The 21,157-nt window shown below is 62.3% G+C and carries 20 protein-coding genes and 1 tRNA gene; 12 read left to right on the plus strand and 9 right to left on the minus strand.

Features of this window, described 5'->3' with window-relative positions; translation table 11 throughout:
- Positions 1-217: 217 nt before the first annotated feature.
- The 4 genes from SJY10_RS10675 to pdxH form a co-directional block, all read right to left on the minus strand.
- Positions 218-294 (minus strand) — tRNA-Pro (locus SJY10_RS10675).
- A 48-nt stretch (positions 295-342) separates the two neighbouring features.
- Positions 343-798, minus strand: a complete 456-nt coding sequence (locus SJY10_RS10680; RefSeq protein WP_386682387.1) for a DUF192 domain-containing protein — start codon at positions 796-798, stop codon at positions 343-345.
- A gap of 8 nt (positions 799-806) precedes the next feature.
- Positions 807-1,331 (minus strand): cold shock domain-containing protein, encoded by a 525-nt coding sequence (locus SJY10_RS10685; protein WP_386682389.1) that lies wholly within the window; start codon positions 1,329-1,331, stop codon positions 807-809.
- A 66-nt stretch (positions 1,332-1,397) separates the two neighbouring features.
- Positions 1,398-2,009: a pyridoxamine 5'-phosphate oxidase gene (pdxH, locus tag SJY10_RS10690; protein WP_386682391.1), complete on the minus strand. Its 612-nt coding sequence runs from the start codon at positions 2,007-2,009 to the stop codon at positions 1,398-1,400.
- A gap of 138 nt (positions 2,010-2,147) precedes the next feature.
- On the opposite strand from pdxH, the gene fabI reads away from it, so the two are divergent.
- The 3 genes from fabI to gpt are packed head-to-tail and all read left to right on the plus strand — an operon-like array spanning position 2,148 to position 4,126.
- Complete coding sequence (fabI, locus tag SJY10_RS10695) at positions 2,148-2,954, plus strand: enoyl-ACP reductase FabI (protein ID WP_386682393.1); 807 nt, start codon at positions 2,148-2,150, stop codon at positions 2,952-2,954.
- Positions 2,951-3,565 (plus strand): LysE family translocator, encoded by a 615-nt coding sequence (locus SJY10_RS10700; RefSeq protein WP_386682395.1) that lies wholly within the window; start codon positions 2,951-2,953, stop codon positions 3,563-3,565. The genes fabI and SJY10_RS10700 overlap by 4 nt, the downstream gene beginning before the upstream one ends.
- A 15-nt stretch (positions 3,566-3,580) precedes the next feature.
- Positions 3,581-4,126, plus strand: coding sequence for a xanthine phosphoribosyltransferase (gpt, locus tag SJY10_RS10705; protein ID WP_386682397.1), 546 nt, complete (start codon positions 3,581-3,583; stop codon positions 4,124-4,126).
- A 152-nt stretch (positions 4,127-4,278) separates the two neighbouring features.
- Here the strand turns inward: gpt and trpE are convergent, their stop codons facing one another.
- The 4 genes from trpE to SJY10_RS10725 form a co-directional block, all read right to left on the minus strand.
- Complete coding sequence (trpE, locus tag SJY10_RS10710) at positions 4,279-5,787, minus strand: anthranilate synthase component I (RefSeq protein ID WP_386682399.1); 1,509 nt, start codon at positions 5,785-5,787, stop codon at positions 4,279-4,281.
- Positions 5,788-5,825: 38 nt separating this feature from the next.
- Positions 5,826-7,667 carry a peptidyl-prolyl cis-trans isomerase gene (locus tag SJY10_RS10715; protein ID WP_386682401.1) on the minus strand — a complete coding sequence of 614 codons (1,842 nt, stop codon included), beginning with the start codon at positions 7,665-7,667 and terminating at the stop codon, positions 5,826-5,828.
- An 88-nt stretch (positions 7,668-7,755) separates the two neighbouring features.
- A complete protein-coding gene (locus tag SJY10_RS10720; protein WP_386682403.1) occupies positions 7,756-8,934 on the minus strand; it encodes an aminotransferase in 1,179 nt (392 codons plus the stop codon).
- A 10-nt stretch (positions 8,935-8,944) separates the two neighbouring features.
- Positions 8,945-10,531 carry a divergent polysaccharide deacetylase family protein gene (locus tag SJY10_RS10725; protein WP_386682405.1) on the minus strand — a complete coding sequence of 529 codons (1,587 nt, stop codon included), beginning with the start codon at positions 10,529-10,531 and terminating at the stop codon, positions 8,945-8,947.
- 168 nt (positions 10,532-10,699) lie between these two features.
- Between SJY10_RS10725 and SJY10_RS10730 the strand changes: the two genes are divergently transcribed.
- The 7 genes from SJY10_RS10730 to lexA all read left to right on the plus strand — a co-directional run bounded on the left by SJY10_RS10730 (position 10,700) and on the right by lexA (position 16,186).
- Positions 10,700-11,281 carry an anthranilate synthase component II gene (locus SJY10_RS10730; RefSeq protein WP_386682407.1) on the plus strand — a complete coding sequence of 194 codons (582 nt, stop codon included), beginning with the start codon at positions 10,700-10,702 and terminating at the stop codon, positions 11,279-11,281.
- Positions 11,278-12,294, plus strand: a complete 1,017-nt coding sequence (gene trpD / locus SJY10_RS10735) for an anthranilate phosphoribosyltransferase (RefSeq protein WP_386682409.1) — start codon at positions 11,278-11,280, stop codon at positions 12,292-12,294. The genes SJY10_RS10730 and trpD overlap by 4 nt, the downstream gene beginning before the upstream one ends.
- Positions 12,291-12,947, plus strand: a complete 657-nt coding sequence (locus SJY10_RS10740; RefSeq protein ID WP_386682411.1) for a uracil-DNA glycosylase — start codon at positions 12,291-12,293, stop codon at positions 12,945-12,947. The genes trpD and SJY10_RS10740 overlap by 4 nt, the downstream gene beginning before the upstream one ends.
- Complete coding sequence (gene trpC / locus SJY10_RS10745) at positions 12,944-13,756, plus strand: indole-3-glycerol phosphate synthase TrpC (protein WP_386682413.1); 813 nt, start codon at positions 12,944-12,946, stop codon at positions 13,754-13,756. The genes SJY10_RS10740 and trpC overlap by 4 nt, the downstream gene beginning before the upstream one ends.
- Positions 13,756-14,241 carry a cyclic pyranopterin monophosphate synthase MoaC gene (gene moaC / locus SJY10_RS10750; RefSeq protein ID WP_386682415.1) on the plus strand — a complete coding sequence of 162 codons (486 nt, stop codon included), beginning with the start codon at positions 13,756-13,758 and terminating at the stop codon, positions 14,239-14,241. Before trpC ends, moaC begins: the two co-directional genes overlap by 1 nt.
- Positions 14,238-15,410 carry a gephyrin-like molybdotransferase Glp gene (gene glp / locus SJY10_RS10755; RefSeq protein WP_386682417.1) on the plus strand — a complete coding sequence of 391 codons (1,173 nt, stop codon included), beginning with the start codon at positions 14,238-14,240 and terminating at the stop codon, positions 15,408-15,410. The genes moaC and glp overlap by 4 nt, the downstream gene beginning before the upstream one ends.
- 77 nt (positions 15,411-15,487) lie before the next feature.
- On the plus strand, positions 15,488-16,186 hold the full coding sequence (gene lexA / locus SJY10_RS10760) for a transcriptional repressor LexA (protein ID WP_386682419.1): 699 nt from the start codon (positions 15,488-15,490) through the stop codon (positions 16,184-16,186).
- 4 nt (positions 16,187-16,190) lie between these two features.
- On the opposite strand, the gene SJY10_RS10765 is transcribed toward lexA, so the two are convergent.
- Positions 16,191-18,242, minus strand: coding sequence for a ComEC/Rec2 family competence protein (locus SJY10_RS10765; protein ID WP_386682421.1), 2,052 nt, complete (start codon positions 18,240-18,242; stop codon positions 16,191-16,193).
- A gap of 91 nt (positions 18,243-18,333) precedes the next feature.
- Here SJY10_RS10765 and gltX point away from each other — a divergent pair, with 91 nt between their 5' ends.
- Positions 18,334-19,737 carry a glutamate--tRNA ligase gene (gene gltX, locus SJY10_RS10770; RefSeq protein ID WP_386682423.1) on the plus strand — a complete coding sequence of 468 codons (1,404 nt, stop codon included), beginning with the start codon at positions 18,334-18,336 and terminating at the stop codon, positions 19,735-19,737.
- Positions 19,738-19,829: 92 nt separating this feature from the next.
- Complete coding sequence (locus SJY10_RS10775) at positions 19,830-21,125, plus strand: citrate synthase (protein WP_386682425.1); 1,296 nt, start codon at positions 19,830-19,832, stop codon at positions 21,123-21,125.
- Positions 21,126-21,157 lie beyond the last annotated feature (32 nt).

Below are 21,157 nucleotides of genomic sequence, written 5' to 3' on the forward strand. Positions count from 1 at the left end.
AAACGGAAAAACCTTTGATACCGCGCGGGGTTATCGGACAAAGCTGACGAAATGGCCGTCAGCTGCGCCGCGATTTGCGCGAATCGCAGCCTGTTGCGCGCAGGTCACTGCGCCGCCAAGCTGCACCGCACACCATTCGCACGCCGCTTAAAACATAAGCGACACAGCGACTTGGCCCCAGGCGGGGTAATTCGTTATTCCAACAATGTGGTGAAGGTGGTCGGGGCGATAGGATTCGAACCTACGACCCTCTGTTCCCAAAACAGATGCGCTACCAGGCTGCGCTACGCCCCGAACCTGCGCCCCTCATAGTAGCAGCGCGGACCATTGAAAAGCACTAAATTACGATCCGCAGGGTAAAGCTGCATTTGGATCAATCGACGGGTGCTGCAGCACCGCGCCCGGCGCAATACCAAGGCGCGCCGCAAGGCCGCCGTTGATTTCAAGCACATATTGAATGTCATCACCGCCAAGGATTGGCGTTTCGTCCAGTGGCACGGCATTGGCGTGGACATTCTGCACCGTGCCATCCGCACGGGCAAAAATCATATCAAGGGGAATCAGCGTGTTGCGCATCCAGAAGCTGGCGGTTTGCGGCGCGTCATAAACAAACAGCATTCCCTTCATCGTGGGCATCTGTTCGACATGCATCAACCCCTGCGCACGTTCCGCCGGATCGTCTGCGACATCGACCGCGAATCGCGCCTGTCCGAAATCACCCCGCAGGGTGACAGTGCCCGGGGCGCATTGGGCAGTAGCCGCACCGGCAGTCAAGCCAGCCGCCAGCACGACGGCCATATAACAGCTTATAGATTTAGTCCTGCGTCCCACGTCACCACCTCGATTGCCATGCGCCCGCGTTTGCCGGGCATGACCCGCATCGCGATCGCTTCTCCGGTCGCAAGGTCGGACAGACCGCTGCGCCGCAACACCTCGACATGTACGAAAATATCGTCCGGGCTGCCAAACACGTTTGCGAAACCAAAGCCTTTGGCCTTGTCGAACCATTTGATGCGCGCGGGTTCCAGCGGGCAGCGGGCGATGTCTTCGGCGGTGACCGCTTCCATATCAGCCAAGGGCACAAGGGCTGCATGATCGGGCGGCGTGATCGACAAAATGCGGTCGGCCTGACAGCCGCGCGGCGTGGTCACGACAACCATTTCGATGGTCGCGCCTTCCACGACAGATCCCTGGCCAAAGTTGCGCAGCACGTTGGCATGAAGCAGAACGTCATCACCGCCGCCGTCACGCAACACAAAGCCGAACCCTTTGCCAGGATCGAACCACTTTACCTTGCCGGTCACAGTGACCGCTGAGTTTTCGCTTTCCATGCCGTCATACTCTTTGTTGTCCCCCGACGGATCAGAGGGGTTTTGACCGGGACACCCCGGCCACCATCAGGGTGACAGGCGCTTGACCGTCCAGTCCATCGCCGCGCCGCTGGCCGGGCGCGTCCAGCGAAACCGGTCATGCAAACGGTTGGCCCCGTCAGCCCAGAATTCGATCTCTTGCGGGATGATGCGGATCCCGCCCCAGAACGTAGGTCGCTTTGGCTCGCCCTTATGAACGCTACGCATCTGTTCCAGCTTGTCCATCAAAACCTGACGATTTTGCAGCGGGTTCGACTGTGCAGAGGCCCAAGCCCCCAGCCGGCTGTCCAACGGACGGGCTGCATAATAAGCGTCGGCAATCGGGCCGTCTTCTCGCACAATGCGGCCGCGCACACGAATTTGCCGCCGCAGTGACTTCCAGTGCATGACAAACGCCGCCGTGCCGCTTGCGGCCATCTCTCGACCCTTGGCACTGTCGTAATTGGTAAAGAATACAAAGCCGTTGTCTTCGATATGACGCATCAGCACCACGCGCACATTCGGCAACCCTTCGGGGTCCACGGTCGCCAGAGCCACCGCGTCAGGGTCGTTGATTTCGACCGCACGCGCCTCCTCCAGCCACGTCCGCGCCAGGGCGAACGGGTCATCGCCCGCGAAAATTCCTGTTCTATCAGTCATATGGTATGCCTCTATGACACTTATTCTAGGTTAAGATCGCTGTGCTCACAAGTCCGTGTCCGCGCAGCGGCGCTTGATGCGGGTGTCAGCATCGCCTAAACCCCATATCAACATATCGCAAGCCGGGGGCAAACCACCATGACGTCGCAACTAATGGCAGGAAAGCGCGGTCTCATCATGGGCCTCGCCAACGACAAGTCCATCGCCTGGGGCATTGCCAAGGCATTGGCCGATGCAGGCGCAGAACTGGCGTTTTCCTATCAAGGCGATGCTTTGAAAAAGCGTGTCGATCCTCTGGCCGCTTCTGTCGGATCGAACCTGGTGCTGCCTTGCGATGTCGGTGACGAGGCGTCGATCGACGCACTGTTCGACAGTCTTAAGGCGGAATGGGGCACGATGGATTTCATCGTCCACGCCATCGGCTTCTCCGACAAGAACGAACTGCGCGGCCGTTACGTGGATACATCACGCCAGAACTTCCTGACTTCTATGGATATTTCGGTGTTTTCCTTCACTGCCGTCACCAAACGCGCGGCCGAGATGATGACCGACGGCGGCTCTGCCCTGACACTGACCTATTACGGCGCTGAAAAGGTCATGCCCCATTACAACGTCATGGGTGTCGCCAAAGCCGCGCTAGAGGCGTCGGTGCGCTACATGGCCGAAGACCTTGGCAAGGACGGCATCCGCGTCAACGCGATTTCCGCCGGCACGATCAAAACGCTGGCTGCCTCCGGCATCGGCGACTTCCGCCTGATCATGAAATGGAACGAATACAACGCCCCCCTGCGCCGCACTGTCACACAAGAAGAGGTCGGAAAATCCGCGCTCTATCTGCTGTCCGACCTTGGCTCTGCCGTCACGGGCGAGGTGCTGCACGTTGACGCAGGCTACCATGTTGTCGGCATGAAGGCGGTCGACGCCCCGGACGTGACCAAGGAATGACCTTCGCCGCCTTTGCGTCGATCGTCCTGATTCACCTGGCCGCCGCCATTTCGCCCGGTCCATCCTTTGTGGTGGCCCTGCGCGTCGCTGCGGCCGAAGGGTTCCGGGTCGCCGCCGCATTGGCCCTTGGCTTTGGCCTTGGCGCAGTGCTTTGGGCTGGCGCCGCCATGGCCGGGCTTGCGCTGGTCTTTTCCGTGCTGCCTGCGCTTTTTCTTGCGCTCAAATTTGTCGGCGCGGCCTTTTTGATCTATCTGGCCGTGCAAATGTGGCGCCACGCGGCAGCACCGATGCCTGCGCCGCAGGCAGATGCCCCGCCCCGCTCTGCCCTTGCTGCTGTGCGCTTCGGGTTCCTGACGTTCGCCAGCAATCCCAAACCTGCGATTTTTTTCGGCGCGGTTTTCGTGAACCTTGTCCCCGCCGCCACGCCGCTGGGATGGAAGGCCGCAATCCTGCTTGCAGTCCTACTGAACGAAACGCTGTGGTACCTGATCGTCGCCCGCCTCTTTTCCCTGCCGCGTCCCCGCGCCGCCTATGCCCGCGCAAAGGCATGGATCGACCGGGGCTTCGGCACCCTTCTCGCCCTTCTGGGCCTCAAAATCGCACTTACATAAACGAAAGGCCCTGCCATGCCCCCAATCGACGCCACCATCACCAACGCCCCGATTAAGGACCCCAGCCGCCTGCCCCACGAAAAAGGCTTTCACATCAGCTGGGACCAATTGCACCGCGACAGCCGCGCGCTGGCCTGGCGCCTTGATGGGCATGGTCCGGACAACGGCGCATGGCGCGCTGTCGTTGCCATCACACGCGGCGGCATGGCCCCGGCGATGATCGTGGCGCGCGAACTCGACATCCGCACTGTGGATACGATCAGCATCAAATCCTATGACCACCAGAAACAATCGGAAACCAAAGTCCTGAAATCCCCCGACGCGGATATCATGGGCGACGGCACCGGCATACTGATCATCGACGATCTGGTCGATTCCGGCCGCACCCTCGAAGTCGTGCGCGGCCTTTATCCCAACGCCCATTTCGCCACGGTCTATGCCAAACCAAAGGGTCGCCCGCAGGTCGATACCTTCATCACCGAAGTCAGCCAGGATACCTGGATCTTCTTTCCGTGGGACATGGCCCTGCAATACGTGGAACCATACCGCGGCAAGGACTGACCGGCGAAAACTGCAGCCCCGGCGCGCGCCTTTCAGCCAAACGGCCGATACCGCGCGCCGCGGCTGTCATTCATCTGGCTAAATAAACTCCCGCCCCGGTGATTTGGCGCAGCCAAATGCACCCAAAGGGCGTCCTGCCCCCGCCGCCGGGTTCAGCGGTTGCCTTTGCCCGCAAACATCGCCGCATCCGCGGCCGCCTTGCGGATCGCGTTGGATTTGTGAACCGTTTCCTGATATTCCGCTTCCGGGTCGCTGTCATAGACAACGCCGCCGCCCGCCTGAATATACAGCTTTTCATCCTTCACGACTGCCGTACGCAGGGCAATGCACATGTCCATGTCGCCATTGGCGGAAAAATATCCGCAGCCGCCACCATAGACGCCGCGCTTTTCCGGCTCCAGCTCGTCGATGATTTCCATCGCGCGCACCTTGGGCGCGCCTGATACGGTACCTGCAGGCATCCCTGCAAAAAAGGCGGACAGTGCGTCCTGATCGTCGCGCAATTCACCCACCACGTTCGACACGATGTGCATTACATGGGAATAGCGCTCGACAATGAACTGTTCCGTTGGGCGCACGGTGCCGATTTTCGACACTTTGCCCGTATCGTTGCGCCCCAGATCCAGCAGCATCAGATGCTCGGCCAGCTCTTTCTGGTCCGCCAGCAGATCAGCTTCAAGCGCAGCATCTTCCTGCGGCGTTGCCCCCCGCGGCCGCGTGCCGGCGATGGGACGAATAGTGACTTCACTGCCAAACACCCGCACCAGAATCTCGGGCGAGGCACCGATTACCTGAAAGCCGCCGAAGTTGAAAAAGAACATGAATGGCGACGGATTTGTGCGCCGCAGGCTGCGATACAAGGCAAAAGGCGGCTCGGGAAAATCCTGCGTCCAGCGCTGGCTGGGGACCACCTGAAAGATATCGCCAGCGCGGATATATTCCTTTGCCGTCTCGACCGCCGCGAGGTAGCCGTCATGGCTGAAATTCGACACAGGGGCCGCGATGGGCGATGGATCGGACAGCGTATGCGTCGACGGCACAGACCGTTCCAGCGCCCGTTCCGCATCGCGCACCCGTTCTGCCGCCTGGGCATAGGCTGCCCGCGCACTTAGGCCGCCGCCAGCCCAGGCTGGCGCGACAAGGATCACGTCACCTTTGACGCCGTCGAGCACCGCGACAACGGACGGGCGCAACATCATGGCATCCGGCAGGCCCAGGGGGTCGGGGTTCACGTTGGGCAGGCGTTCCACCAGCCGGATCATGTCATAGCCCAGATACCCGAACAGCCCTGCGCTGGCAGCTGGCAGCCCCGCGGGCAGGTCAATCCGGCTTTCCGCAATCAGCCCGCGCAACGCCGCCAACGGATCGTGCTGATCCGTCTCAAAGGCGTCCGAATCGTAGCGTGCGTTGCGGTTCGTGCGGCTGGTCGTGCCGCGGCATTCCCAGATCAGGTCGGGGTTCATGCCGATGATCGAATAGCGCCCGCGCACCTCGCCCCCTGTCACGCTTTCCAGCATGAAGGTATTGAGCCCCGCCTCGCCCAGCTTCAGCATTAAGGACACCGGTGTGTCCAGATCAGCAGCCAGCCGTGTCCAGACCACCTGATTTTCGCCCTTGTCAAAGCCGCGTGCAAAACTGTCGAATTCGGGCAAAAGCGCCATATCAGGGTGGTCCTTGCTAAGGTCGGTCTGGTGCCAGCTTATTGCAGCTGCGCGTTCACCGCATTCACGGCGGTCTGGTCAATCGTCACATCGGTCCGTGCGCGCACGGCTTCGGCAAAGGCGTCAAACACATCCTGCGCAATCCCGGCAGAGGCCTGGTTGCTGATGTCATCGGCCTGCGCCGTCAGACGCTCTGACGCCAGATCGGCCGGTGTCACGGTGTTAAGGCGGACGATGATCGCCCCAGCTTCGGTCGCCACGGCGCGGGTTTCGCCCGGTGCCATTTCGAACACGGTGCGCATGAAACCTTCGGGTGTATCAGCAACAAAGCTGCCGCGAGTCAAATTGGCGCTGGCCGTCGGTGTCAACCCCAGCGTGGCAAGATCCGTGTCCGAGGTCACGTCGCTGGCAATCTGCTGCGCCTGTTCCAGCAGCGCGGTCTTTTCCGCAGCGGCGCGCCATGCGTCTTCCAGCCGTGCGCGGACGTCTTCCAGCGGCTGTACGGCCGGGGGCGTGACCGAATCCAGTCGCAGGGCAAAGATGCCGCCGTCGTCCAGATCGATCAGTTCAGGGTATGCGCCTTCGGTTGCGGCTGTGGCGGCTGCGCGGAACGCCTCATAGGCGGCAGGGCCTTCGGTGCTGCCTTCGGTGAAGGCAATGGTCTGCAGTTCCAGTTCAGTGCGTTCGGCCAGATCTTCCAGCGTGGCACCGCCCGCAATCAGGTCATTGATCGTCTCGCCGTCCGACTGGATGACGCGGCGGGCCTGATCGGTCGCCAGTTCGGCGCGTAGGTCCGGCGCAGCTTCGTCAAAACTTGTTTCTTCTGCGGCCAGAACCGCATTCACGCGGAACAGCGCCGGGCCGAGGTTCGTATCCTGCGGGCCGACAACCTCTCCGGTATCGGCGGCAAAGACTGCCTCGCCTGCGGTGCCCAGATCTTCGATCGCGACATCGCCAAGGTCCACATCACCCAGCGACAAACCGCGCTCTGCAACCAGCGCGTCGAAATCCAGCTCTTCCGCGCTCAGGCGGGCCAAGGCGGCTTCTGCCTCTTCGGCGGTGTTGAAAATCAGCCGTTCCACCAGACGGCGTTCCGGCTGGCGAAAGGTATCAATGCGCTGTTCGTACAGGTCCTGCACCTGCGCGTCGTCAATCTCGACCTTGTCGGCCAGCATAGCGGGCGTCAGCATGGCATAGGTAATCTGGCGCGCTTCAGGCGCTGTGAACATATCGGGGTTTTCGTCATAGAACGTCTGCAGGTCGGGCTCTGTCGGGCCGGGGACCGGTGTTGTCAGCATGGCGGCGGTGATCGGTGCCGTTTCGATATCGCGTGTCTCGCCCAGAAAGGCAGTGACGGTTTCGGCATAGACCAGCGCAGCGGGGATGCCGCCGACGACCGCGCCTTGCAGCAATGTACGCGCCAGCTCGTCGCGGATGCTGGTTTCATAGTCAGCCTCTGACAGACCGACATTGCGCAGGGCGTTGCCATAAAGCGTGCGATCAAAGCTGCCTGACAGCGACTGGAACGACGGGTTCGACAGCACCTCGTCGCGCACACGGGAATCGCCGACAGATACGCCCAGTTCGGCAGCTTCGTTATCCAGCGTGCGCTGCGTGATGATCTGCGCCAGCACCGACCGGTCAAGCCCGATGGACTGCGCCTGCTGGAATGTCACGCGGGACCCGACCTGCGCCTCGAGGCTGCGGAGCTGCTCGTTCAGCGCCGACTGATAGGACGCGACCGTGATTTCCTTGTCGCCAGCAGTTCCTAGGCGGCTGATGGTCGATGTAAAACCACCGGTGCCAAAGCCCAGAAGGCCGCCCATGATCAGGATCATGATGATCCAGACAGCAATCGGTGTGCGCTTTTTCGTAGCCATGGTGCATGCCCCCTCGCGTGATACGTCACGTTAATCGTCGCGACTGCATAAGTGGCTGCCCGCCGGCGTGCAAGGGCCGCGCGGGGCGTCAGGGTGTGTAAGCCGCCAGCCGGGCGAACAATTCCGCGACACCGGCCCGGTCGATATTGGCAAAGGCAATGCGCAGTTCGCGGGCACCGGCCGGATCATGTGCGGTGCGGAACATGGTGCCCGGCAGGCAAAGGATGCCCGCCCCCGCCACCAGCCGCTGCGCCAGATCGTCAGATCTGATGTCGAACGGATGCCGCAGATAGGAAAAATAGGCACCGCAGCCCAACAACTCCCAGCCGTTTTGGGCCAGTTGCGGGAAAAAGTCGGTGATTGCCGCGCGGCGGTCCAGGATTTCCTGCCGCTCGGCTGCCAGCCATTGATCCAGATTGCGCATCCCCCACAGCGCGGCGCGCTGGCCAAGCTGGTTGGGGCAAATGGCGACGCTATCAAGGAATTTTTCCACCTCTGCCAGCCGCGCCCGCGACGCCGTGATCGCGCCGACGCGGTGGCCGGTCAGGCGGTAGGCTTTGGAAAAGCTGTAAAGCTGGATCAGCGTGTCATCCCAATCGGGATCGGTAAACAGATCATGCGCCGCCCCGCTGCGGGCATCGAAATCGCGATAAGTCTCGTCCACGATCAGCGCGATGCCCTTGCTGCGGCATAGATCGCGGAACGCGGACAGCGTCGCTGTGGGATATTCCACACCGCCGGGATTGTTGGGACTGACAAGCACGATGGCGCGGGTGCGGTCGGTGATCAGGGCTGCGGCATCGCCAGCGTCCGGGATCAGCCCCGCGCCGGTTTGCAGCGGCACCGTGACCGCGCCCGACATATCCAGCCACATCGCATGGTTAAAATAATAGGGCACGGGCAGGATCACCTCGTCGCCTTCGGCGCACAGCGTTGCAATCGTTGCAGCAAAGGCCTGATTGCAGCCAGAGGTGATGGCCACCTGCGCCGGCGTCACGGTGCCGGCATAGTCGCGCGACCACCGTGCCGCGACCTCTGCCCGCAGGTCAGGCAGGCCCAAAACGGGACCGTAAATATGCGCCGCCGGATCTGTCAGGATGATCTGCGCCATAGCATCCAGCATCGCCTGCGGCGGTGCATCAACCGGTGCCGCCTGAGAGACATTGATCAAGGGCCGGTCCGCCGGATGGGTCACCCCGTCCAGCCAGCGCCGCGCTTCCATCACGGGGGGTGAAAAGGTCATCGCGGTGCGGGGGGGCTGGGCCATCCGGTTCATCCTATTGCGCCAGCAGCGTCGCAGACAAAGGCGCAAGCGACACCTGCCCTGCCCGGTTCGCCGTGCCCCACAGGATCAAGGCAGAAATCGTCTCTGGCCGGATCCGCCCCATCAGCACGACGCCGGGCTGCTGCCGCGCCCGAAATGCCGCCTGATCAATAAAGCGGCGAATGACCCGCGCGTCCTGCCCGTTGCTGTCTAAATCGCGATAGATTGTGGCGGCGCGCACATCCGCCGCCTCTGCCGCGCGCAGGGTGGAATTGAGCCCGCCATCCGGGATCAATAGCCCGCGCCCGTCCTGTGACAGCGCATCCATGATCCGGCCCGCAATGTCGCCTTGCGACGGGACCGGATGATCCTGCGTCCCAACCAGCGCAACGGCGCGCGGCAGCGCGTCAAAGGTACCTTCGAGCGCGACAGCCGCGTCATTGCCGGTGCCGCCTTCGGGCAAGGACACCAGAGCGCCGATTTCGATACCGGCGTCGGCGTAGGCTTGCATTCGTTCGGATGCGCCAGCGACAGCAGGGTCAAACAACACCGTGATCGGAAACGGCACATCCGCCAGCGCACGGGCACCATCCGCCATGATACCTTCGTCAATCAGGACGACAGACATCAGCGGCAGTTCTGCTGCGTTGTCGAAAAACGCGCCATAGCGGATCAGGGCCGGCATCTGCGCGGCATCCTCAGGCTCTGGCGCGGGCTGTGCGGCTTCGGGTTCGGGCGCGGCCGCGTCCAGTCCAGGGCGGCGCACGACGACATTGCCGCCCCCGCCGGGCAGTCCGGTCGATGGGGTATCGATGATCGCCACGACCGCGGGCAGATCGGATGGCGCGGCGGGATCAGTGGTGGCTGCAGTTTCGGACTCTGGCGCGCTGCCCGATTCCGGGGCGGGCTGGGGCGCCGGCGGCGTATCGATTTGCAGCGGTTCCGTGCTGCTTTCAGCCGTCTGCGGGGCATCTGCGTCCTGCACGCTTTTCTGGGGGTCCGCCAAGGTGACAACAGGCGTTTCTGCATCTGGCGCATCGCGATCCGGCACCGCATCATCGCCAACTGGCGCAGCAGGCTCTGTTCCGCTTTCGGGTGCGGCAGGCTCTTCGATGACCACCAGCGGTGCGTCAGCATCGGGCGCATCAACGACGACCGGCGTGCTGGCGGCGGCGTCAACAGTCACATCGGCCTCTGCGTCGGGCAGTTGCGGGGGCAGGCTTTGCGGATTGGGTAACACAGGTGCGTCGCCCGCAAGCTCTGCACCAGAGGCAGTTTGCGGCAGATCGGGCACCGCCGGTGCATCAGGCGCGGCGGCGGCCAGCGGCGCATCAGGCGTATCGTTTTGGGCTGCGGGCGCATCGGGCGCGGCATCCGGCGGCGTCATGGCATCCACCGGCGCTGCTGCCGCCGGCGTATCATCAGCCGCCATCTGTGGCAGGTCCGTGTTTGCCGGCGCCAACTGCGGCGCATCATCCAGCGCGACCAAGGGGGCCTGCGGCGGCGTTACGCCCGCAGGCTGCGGCATCATGACCGACAAGCCGGCCACGCCAGCCCCGCCAACGATTACACCCCAAAAGGCGCCTTTCAAAAATGCCATAAGTTCACTGCCCTTGCCTGTCTTGTCTGCCCGTTTCGCGGCCGCACCCCTGCCGGATTCGGCCAGCGGCCTTGACGCCTGCCTGCGTCCTGCCCCATATCGAGGGCAACTATACCGTGACCCGTCCGGGCTTCGGTAGCCCCTAATTCACCCAAGACCGGCCCCCGCATGATCCTGCTTATCGATAACTACGACAGTTTCACCTATAATCTGGTGCATTTCTTGGGCGATCTGGGCGCAGATGTCGTCGTGCACCGCAATGATGCAATCGACGTGCAGGCCGCGATGGCACTGAAACCTACGGCCATCGTGCTGTCTCCCGGCCCCAAAGCACCCGCGCAGGCTGGCATCTGTCTGGCCCTGACCCATGCGGCCGCCGAAACCCGCACGCCGCTTTTGGGTGTCTGCCTTGGTCACCAAACGATCGGAGAGGCCTTTGGCGGCAATATCGTGCGCTGCCATGAAATTGTGCACGGCAAGATGGGCGAAATGCACCACACCAATCAAGGCGTGTTCCGCGGCCTGCCGGACCCGTTTCTGGCAACGCGTTATCACAGCCTTGTCGTGGACCGCGCCACCCTACCGGCTGACTTGGAAATCACGGCAGAACTGACCGACGGCACCATCATGGGTCTGCAGCACCGCACGCTGCCGATTCAGGGTGTGCAGTTCCACCCTGAAAGCATCCGGTCCGAACATGGCCACCAGATGCTGCAAAACTTCCTTGATATCGCAGCGGTCCCGGCATGAGCGACGCCCTTAAGCCGCTGATCAACGCCGCCGCTGACGGGCCGCTGTCCCGCCCGCAGGCAGAGGAAGCCTTTGCCATCCTTTTTGCCGGTGATGCCACCCCTGCCCAAATTGGCGGCTTTCTGATGGCCCTGCGCACCCGCGGTGAGACAGTGGATGAATACGCCGCCGCCGCCGCTGTGATGCGGGCCAAATGCGTGGCCGTGCGTGCACCGATTGATGCGATGGACATCGTCGGCACCGGCGGCGATGGCAAGCATACGCTGAATATCTCGACCGCGACCGCCTATGTTGTCGCGGGTGCGGGGCAGCCCGTTGCCAAACATGGCAACCGGAACCTGTCGTCCAAATCCGGCACTGCCGATGTGCAGACCGCCATGGGCGTCAATGTCATGACCGGCGCGGATGTGGTCGAACGCTGCATCACAGAGGCCGGGATCGGTTTCATGATGGCCCCGATGTTCCATCCCGCTATGGCCCACGTCGGTCCGGTGCGCGCGGAACTTGGTGCAAGGACGATCTTTAACATCCTGGGACCGCTGACAAATCCTGCAGGCGTCAAACGCCAGCTAACCGGCACCTATCGCCGCGACCTGATCCGCCCAATGGCAGAGGTGCTGCTGAACCTCGGCTCTGACGCGGCATGGCTGGTTCACGGATCGGACGGCACGGACGAGCTGGCGATTTCCGGCATCAGCTGGGTCGCCGCGCTGAAAGAAGGTGCCGTGACCGAACACGAGGTCCATCCAGAAGACGCCGGCCTGCCTGTCCACGATTTTGCTGCCATCGTCGGCGGCACGCCAGAGGATAACGCAGCTGCCTTTCGCGCCTTGCTGGCCGGCGAGGCGAGCGCCTATCGCGATGCGACCTTGCTGAACGCCGCCGCAGCCCTGCATGTCGCTGGCAAGGCCGCAACGCTGAAAGACGGCGCAGCCATGGCGGCCGAAAGCATCGACAGTGGCAAGGCTAAGGCCGCCGTGGACGCCGTCGCCCGTATCACATCGGCCACGTGACCGGCTTTGATCTGTCCCGCCTTGGCGGCTGGGCCGACCTGCCGTTCTGGCAGGATGAGGGCGCGCAAATCGCCGCCGCGCTTGCCGCCGACCCCCGGCCCATCCTGCCGCCTCCCGGCGCAATGTTCGCCGCGCTGGAACGGACCCAGCCGGATGCGACAAAGGTCGTGATCCTGGGCCAGGACCCTTATCACACGCCGGGCAAGGCAGACGGCCTTGCGTTTTCGATCCCACAGGATTTTGGCGGGCGGCTTGATAGTCTTGGCAATATTCTCAAAGAGTTGCAGGCCGATCTGAATGTATCACGCGAACGGACGGACCTGTCCGACTGGGCGGATCAAGGCGTGCTTTTGCTGAACACTGCGCTTAGCGTGCCGCAGGGTAAGGCAGGCGGTCATGCCCGCCTTGGCTGGGACCGCCTGACGCGGCAGGTCATCGCCCGCCTTGGCGACGCACCCCGCGCCTATCTGCTTTGGGGCGCACATGCCCACGGATTTGCGCCGGACCGGCCTGCTGACCTTGTGATCCAAACCGCACACCCGTCCCCCCTGTCGGCCCGCCGCGGCTTTTTCGGCGCGCGGCCATTTTCAACCGTCAACGCGTGGCTTACACAGCGAGGACAAGCACCAATCGACTGGGCAGGCATAAAATGACCGACACCATCCTCGACAAGATCAAAGCTTATAAACTAGAGGAGATCGCCGCCGCCAAGGAGGCGATCCCGCAAGAGGCGATTGAGGCGCAGGCTCGCGATGCCAGCCCCGTGCGCGGCTTTACCAAGGCGCTGCAAGCCGCAGCCCGCGACGGCTATGGCTTGATCGCAGAGGTGAAAAAAGCCAGCCCGTCCAAGGGTTTGATCCGCGCCGACTTTGACCCTGCCGCCATTGCCGCAGCCTATGCCGACGGCGGCGCGGCCTGTCTGTCCGTGCTGACCGACGCGCCGTCCTTTCAAGGGGCACCCGAATACTTGATCGCGGCCCGCGAGGCGTGCGAGCTGCCCGTGCTGCGCAAGGATTTTATGTACGACCCCTATCAGGTCGCACAGGCCCGCGCCTGGGGCGCGGATGCCATCCTGATTATCATGGCAAGCGTGTCCAACGCGCAGGCAAAAGAATTGGAAGAGGCCGCCGCCGCCTGGAACATGGATGTTCTGGTTGAAGTCCACGACCGCGAAGAGCTTGACCGCGCAGCGCAGCTAGATGCAGCCCTGCTTGGCATCAACAACCGCGATCTGCGCAGTTTTGAAACCAGCCTTGATGTCACGCGCAGCCTGTCCAAGCATGTGCCGGTCGGCAAAACCATCGTGTCGGAAAGCGGCCTGACCGGTCCTGACGATTTGGGCGATCTGGCCCGTTATGGCGCGCGCTGTTTCCTGATTGGCGAAAGCCTAATGCGTCAGGAGGACGTGACCGCTGCAACACGCACCTTGCTGTCCAGCCCGGTCAATCCCGGTGGTTTTTAATGGCCGCCGATAACAGCCTGTCCCACTTCGACGACCAGGGCCGCGCCCATATGGTCGACGTGTCGAACAAGCCCGTCACATCCCGCATCGCCGTGGCCGAAGGGCATATCACCATGACGGCGGACACGCTGGCGCTGGTCATGGAAGGCCGCGCTGCCAAGGGCGATGTGCTGGGCACCGCCCGTCTGGCGGGTATCATGGGCGCGAAACGCTGCGCCGATCTGATCCCGCTGTGCCACCCGCTGCCGATCACCAAGGTGTCGCTTGATCTGACCTGCGATCCGGACCTGCCCGGCGTGCGCATCAGCGCAACGGTCAAGACGACAGGCCAGACCGGAGTCGAGATGGAGGCCTTGACAGCCGTTTCCGTCGCCGCCCTGACCGTGCATGACATGGTGAAAGCCGTACAAAAGGATATGGTCATCGGCGGTGTGCGTGTCACGCTGAAAGACGGCGGCAAATCCGGCCGCTTTACCGCCCCATGATCAGCGTCGCGCAGGCGCTGGATGCGCTTTTTGCGCTCGTCTCGCCTTTGCAGGTCGAGGATGTGCCGCTGCATCAGGCCCATGGCCGCGTCCTGGCCCGCAGCGTCACCGCGCAGCGCAGTCAGCCGCCCTTTGCCGCCTCTGCGATGGATGGCTATGCCGTGGCCGCCGCGCAGGCCGCGCCGAGTGCCACGTTCCATGTAATTGGCGAATCTGCAGCCGGGCACCGATTTGACGGCGTTGTGGGTGCAGGCCAGGCCGTGCGTATTTTCACCGGCGCGCCCCTGCCTGCCGGCACCGACCGCGTGATTATTCAAGAGGATGTGGACCGCAGCGGTGATGTGATCACGCTGAAGGACAACCTTGATACGAACTCCTACGTGCGTCCCGCCGGCAACGATTTTCCCGCAGGGCGTATGCTGGACGCGCCGCGCCTGATCGGCCCGAACGACGTTGCGCTGATGGGGTCGATGAACATTGCCGCCGTTCCAGTCACGCGCAAACCTGTGGTGGCCATTATCGCGACCGGCGACGAGTTGGTCCAACCCGGAGAGACCCCCGGCCCCGACCAGATTATCGCATCTAACAGCTATGGCCTTGCGGCCTTGGTAAGCCAACATGGCGCGATCACGCGGATGCTTCCCATTGCCCGCGATACCCATGAAAGCCTTGCGCTGGCGTTCGAACTGGCGCGCGGTGCCGACCTGATCGTCACTATCGGCGGGGCATCCGTCGGCGATCATGATCTGGTGGGCGCCGCTGCCAGTGCACAGGGCATGGACCGGGCGTTTTACAAGGTCGCAATGCGCCCGGGCAAGCCGCTGATGGCGGGACGCATCGGCGATTCCGCCATGATCGGATTGCCGGGAAATCCCGTGTCTGCAATGGTTTGCGGGCACATCTTCATCCTGCCGGTGCTGCGCGTCATGCTGGGCCTGCCCGCGGCAGCCGCGCCGCGCACTATTGCCGCGCTGACAAATGCTTTGGCCGCCAATGGTCCGCGCGAACACTACATGCGGGCCCGTCTGGATGCAGGTCAGGTAACGGTGTTCGAACGGCAGGATTCGGCCTTGCTGTCGGTGCTGTCACAGGCCAATGCGCTGGCCATCCGTGCGCCCGGCGACGGCCCCCGCCTGCCCGGCGACAAGCTAGAGGTGATTGCAATCTAAGGCTTGACACAAAAGGGGAACATGTGCAGAACATAAGGTGACGCGACTTTCCGCGATCCCTGATTGTTAGGCCTGACATGCTGACCAAGAAACAGCTCGACCTTCTGAATTTCATCCATACCCGTGTGCAGCGCGATGGCGTCCCGCCCAGTTTTGACGAGATGAAAGAAGCGCTTGATCTGAAGTCGAAGTCCGGCATTCACCGCCTGATTACTGCCCTAGAAGAACGCGGTTTCATCCGCCGCCTTGCCCACCGCGCCCGTGCGCTGGAAATTGTAAAGCTGCCGGACGCCATGGCTGACAAACAGGCCCGCGGCGGTTTCAGCCCGCAGGTAATCGACGGCGATCGGCCCGACAGTTTGCCCGCCGCGGCGCAGCCTGTGACCACCATTGCAGCGGTCGAATTGAACGTGATGGGCCGCATTGCGGCCGGTGTGCCGATTGCCGCTATTTCGGAAATATCTCACTCTGTCGCGGTGCCGCAGTCGATGCTGGGGCGGGGCGAACATTATGCGCTGGAAGTGCGCGGCGATTCGATGATCGAGGCGGGGATTAATGACGGGGATGTCGTCGTGATCCGCGAAACCACCACGGCCAGCAATGGCGACATCGTGGTCGCTTTGGTCGAAGATCAGGAAGCGACGCTGAAAACCTTTCGCCGCAACGGATCCTCTATTTCGCTCGAAGCCGCGAATCCCGCTTACGAAACGCGGATTTACCGGGACGATCAGGTCAAGGTCCAAGGCCGCCTTGTTGGCTTGATCCGCACCTACTAGGCCGTCATGGCTTATCCAGCGGTGCGATAACGACAGGGGCGCTGTCATTCCATGGCCTGCGCCCCGTAATTTGACTTGCTGTTGTAACGATCAGGCGGCCTGCATCATCCTGATCTATGGCGATAGCCCCTGTCTTGCGCAGTGTCGCGACGTCCAGCAGCAGACAGGGGCGGGGTCCGGCCATGGTCTGATTGCTGATAAGGATATCCGCGCTGCCGCATCCTTGCATCTGCGCCAGTGCAGTTTTGCCCCGTACCAGCATAACCTGGTGCTGGCCCAGCCGCACACCCGCGCCCCGCGATACAGCCGTCAGCCCCGGGCGGCTGGCCGCGACATCCTGCGCCACAGGGCTGCCATCGTTTTCTAGCCAAATTCCAGTAACAAAGCTGTCACCGGTGGCCGAGGATAGCGACCGCCCCTCCGGCCCCATAACACCAATGATGCCGCCACTGTCTGCGATCAATATCGCCGGTCGCGGGGTCTGCACCCACAGCACGGCGGCAGCCAGGATACCGATGCTGCCTGCAAATCTGGCCCGCCCTTGCCACAGGATCAGCCACATCAGTCCCAGCGTCAGGCAGGTCAGCACCCAAGGACCGGGCGACTTCACATGGCTTAAAGCGCCGTCCCATCCCGCAACCGTCGCCGCGACAAACAGGATCCAGCGCAGGCCAAACCCCATCAGCCATAGCCCCGCCCCCGCAAGGCCGAACGGTGCCAGACAGGCCGCCAGCACGGCGGCAGGCATGACAAGCACGCCCATCAGGGGCACGCTGACAAGGTTGGCTACCAGCCCGTAGTGCGAAATCTGATTGAAATGCGCCGCCGCAAATGGCGCGGTCGCCGCCCCCGCAACGGCAGAGGAAATGATCACCGACGCCGCCGGCCTGAACCAGCGCGGGCCCATGTGGACGCCGCGCAAAAGCCGAAATACGACGACAAGGGCAGTCGTTGCGGCAAACGACATCTGGAACCCCGGTCCGGTCAGCGCCTCGGGGTGCAAAACCAAGACGAGGGTCGCCGCAAGCGCCACCCCCCGCAATGTCAGGGCACGGCGGTCCAGAAGCACGGCGATCAACATGACCGCAACCATGATATAGGCCCGCTCTGTCGCAACGTTTCCGCCAGATAGCAGCAGATACCCTGCCCCCGCGATCAAGGCGCAGACGGCGGCAATCTTTTTAACCGGTAATCGCAACGCCAGCGCCGGCCACAATGACAGGCCGCTGCGCACGATCATAAAGATGAAGCCGGTCAGCAGCCCCATATGCAGACCGGAAATTGCAAGCAGATGGGCCAGGTTGGATGCGCGCAAGGCAAGCAGACTGCCCTGCCCCATACCCGACCGATCCCCTGTGATGACAGCTGCAGCGAAGGCACCCACCTCTCCGGGCAGGTGGGCCTGCACGGCACCGGAAATCGCCATGCGCACCGCAAATATCCGCAGCGCCCAGCCCTGCGCCGATTCCGACAGCCGCAGCACCGGCGTGCGGGTGTAACCTACGGCACCGATCCCTTCGAACCAGGCGAATCTGCGAAAATCGAAACCTCCAGGCTCTGCCGGGCCTGCGGGCGGCGACAGATGGGCTGTCAGGATCAGCACCTGTCCGGGCCGCCAATCGCGGATCGGCTGATCGCCATGGAGCGATATGCGCACCCGGTCAGGGGTGCGGGCGGCGTCCATGCGGTCCAGTCGCACACGATCAAGCGTCAGCCGCACCGCGTCGGAACTGGACCGGTCAATCGCAACGATCCGTCCTTCAACGGGGCCATAATAGCGAAACCCCAGCACCGGGGCCGCCATACGCATCGTTTCCAGCTTCGCCAATCCCGCGCCGGCGCAGACCAGCGCAAGGCCAAGGCAGACAGGCCGCAGGGCGACGGTCACGACCTGCGCCGCGATCAATAGCGCCAGCGAAAGCGCGGCAAGGGCGCACCACAGCAGCATTGTCGGCTCAAAGCGCAGGGCGAAGTAGCCGCCGATGCCAATACTTAGAAAGACCGGCACCCAGCCGATCAGCCCGCCCCGCTGCGCCAGCAAGGCATCGCGCAGCATCGCTTGCACTTGTTTCTGCCCCCCGCTTTGCCTATCCCGACACCCAACGCGCCGACCCTGCGCCCTCAAGGTTTATCAAAGGTTAATTTCCATGTCCCCAACGCCTCCCGTCACCCGCTTTGCCCCATCGCCTACCGGCGCGCTGCACATCGGCGGGGCGCGCACGGCGCTGTTCAACTGGCTTTACGCCCGCGGACACGGGGGCACCTTTCTGCTGCGGATCGAGGATACGGACATTGCCCGGTCCAACCCTGAAAACACGCAAGTCATCCTTGATGGTCTTCGCTGGCTTGGGCTGGATTGGGACGGGGAGCCGATCAGCCAAGCCACCCGCGCCGATCGCCACGCCGAGGTTGCGCACCAGATGCTGGCGGCCGGCAAAGCGTTCAAATGCTTTAGCACGCCCGAAGAAATCGAAGCCTTTCGCGAAAATGCGCGCGAAAACAAGGAATCGACGCTTTTCCGCTCGCCTTGGCGCGATGTGGCAGAGGCGGATCACCCAGACGCCCCCTATGCCGTACGCCTGAAGGCACCGCGCGACGGGTCGACCACCCTGACCGACGCCGTGCAGGGCGATGTAACCTGGTCGAACGACCAGCTGGACGACATGATCCTGCTGCGGTCCGACGGCACGCCCGTCTATATGCTGGCCGTTGTCGTGGACGATCACGATATGGGTGTGACCCATGTCATTCGCGGCGATGACCATCTGTCCAACGCATTTCGACAGAACATGATCTATGACGCCATGGACTGGCCCAAGCCTGTCCTGTCCCACATTCCGCTGATCTTTGGCGCTGATGGCAAGAAGCTGTCAAAGCGTCACGGCGCAACGGCCGCAGCGGATTACCAAAAACTGGGCTTTCCCGCTGCCGGGATGCGCAATTACCTGGCGCGTCTAGGCTGGAGCCACGGCGACGATGAATTCTTTACCGATGCGCAGGCAAAGGAATGGTTCGATCTGGACGGTATCGGCAAATCCCCTGCCCGGTTCGACCTGAAAAAGTTGGAACATATCTGCGGGCAGCATATGGCCGTCATGGACGATGCTGCGCTGCTGCAGGAACTTTCGTCTTTCCTGGATGCCACGGGCGCCTTGCCGCTGACGACACGTCAGCAAAAGGATATGCTGGCTGCTATGCCCCACCTGAAGGAACGGGCCAAGACCTTTCCCGATATCATTGAAAAGGCACACTTTGTCCTGGCGCAAACGCCGATCGTGCCTGATGAAAAGGCCGCCAGTCTGCTGGATGCCACAGCGCGGCAATATTTCGCGGAATTGACGCCGCACCTGCAAAATGTTAGCTGGGATCGTACAACGCTGGAGGAGGCTGTTGCCGCCTTTGCCACCGCCCGGGATACAAAACTGGGTAAGCTTGCAGGACCGCTTCGCGCAGCCCTTGCCGGTCGGTCGGTCTCTCCTAGTGTCTTCGACATGATGCTGGTCCTTGGACGGGATGAAACCTTGTCCCGCCTACGGGCCGTCTCTGCCTGATCGTTACGTTTCAGTCACGCTTTTGCGTCACACAGGCAGCAAACTGAGGATATGCGACGCCATGACGGACGTCGTAGACATAAGGGACTCACATGGCCGACACTTCCAAGATTGCGACGCTGACAATTGACGGGCAGAGCTTTGATCTGCCAATTCTGACGCCGACCGCCGGTCCGGACGTTATCGATATCCGCAAGCTTTACGCGCAAGCAGGAGTGTTCACCTACGACCCCGGCTTCACGTCCACCGCATCGACCGAATCCACGATTACCTTTATCGACGGCGATAAGGGCGAGCTGCAGCACCGCGGCTATCCCATCGACCAGCTGGCCGAACATTCCCACTACCTTGAAGTCTGCTATCTGCTGCTGAACGGCGAGCTGCCGAACGCAGAGCAGCTGGAAGAGTTTGAATATCTGGTGACGCATCACACCATGCTGCATGAACAGATGATGATGTTCTTCCGCGGTTTCCGCCGCGATGCGCATCCGATGGCCATCATGGTGGGCGTTGTCGGCGCGATGTCTGCCTTCTATCATGACAGCACCGACATCCACGACGCCAAGCAGCGCGAAGTCGCCGCTTTCCGTCTGATCGCCAAGATGCCGACGATCGCCGCCATGGCCTTTAAGTACCATGTCGGTCAGCCGTTTGTGTACCCGCGCAACGACCTGGATTACGCGTCGAACTTCCTGCACATGTGCTTCAGCGTGCCTGCGGAAAAATACGACGTGAACCCGATCCTTGCCCGCGCGATGGACCGCATCTTTACCCTGCATGCCGACCACGAACAGAACGCATCGACATCGACCGTGCGTCTGGCGTCGTCTTCGGGTGCGAACCCCTTTGCCTGCGTCGCTGCCGGCATCGCCTGCCTGTGGGGCCCTGCCCACGGCGGTGCGAACCAAGCTTGCCTGGAAATGCTGCGTGAAATCGGCACCGTGGACCGCATTCCCGAATATATCGCAAAGGCCAAGGACAAGAACGATCCGTTCCGTCTGATGGGCTTTGGTCACCGCGTTTACAAAAACTTCGACCCGCGCGCGACCGTGATGAAGGAATCCGCAGACGAGGTTCTGGACCTGCTTGGCATCGAAAACAACGAGACGCTAAAGGTCGCAAAGGCGCTGGAAAAAGCCGCGCTGGAAGATCCGTATTTCGCAGAGAAGAAGCTGTTCCCGAACGTCGACTTCTATTCGGGCATCATCCTCGAAGCGATGGGCTTCCCCACGTCGATGTTCACGCCGATCTTTGCCGTGTCCCGTACCATCGGCTGGGTATCCCAGTGGCAGGAACAGCTGTCCGATCCGCAGCTGAAAATCGGCCGCCCCCGCCAGCTTTATATGGGCGAGGCAGAGCGCAAGTACGTCGATATCGAAAAGCGTTAATCTGCGTTTACAAGATTGATATGAAAGCCACG

This window comes from Loktanella sp. R86503 (assembly GCF_042466455.1).
In the GTDB taxonomy this organism is placed as follows: Bacteria; Pseudomonadota; Alphaproteobacteria; order Rhodobacterales; family Rhodobacteraceae; genus Loktanella.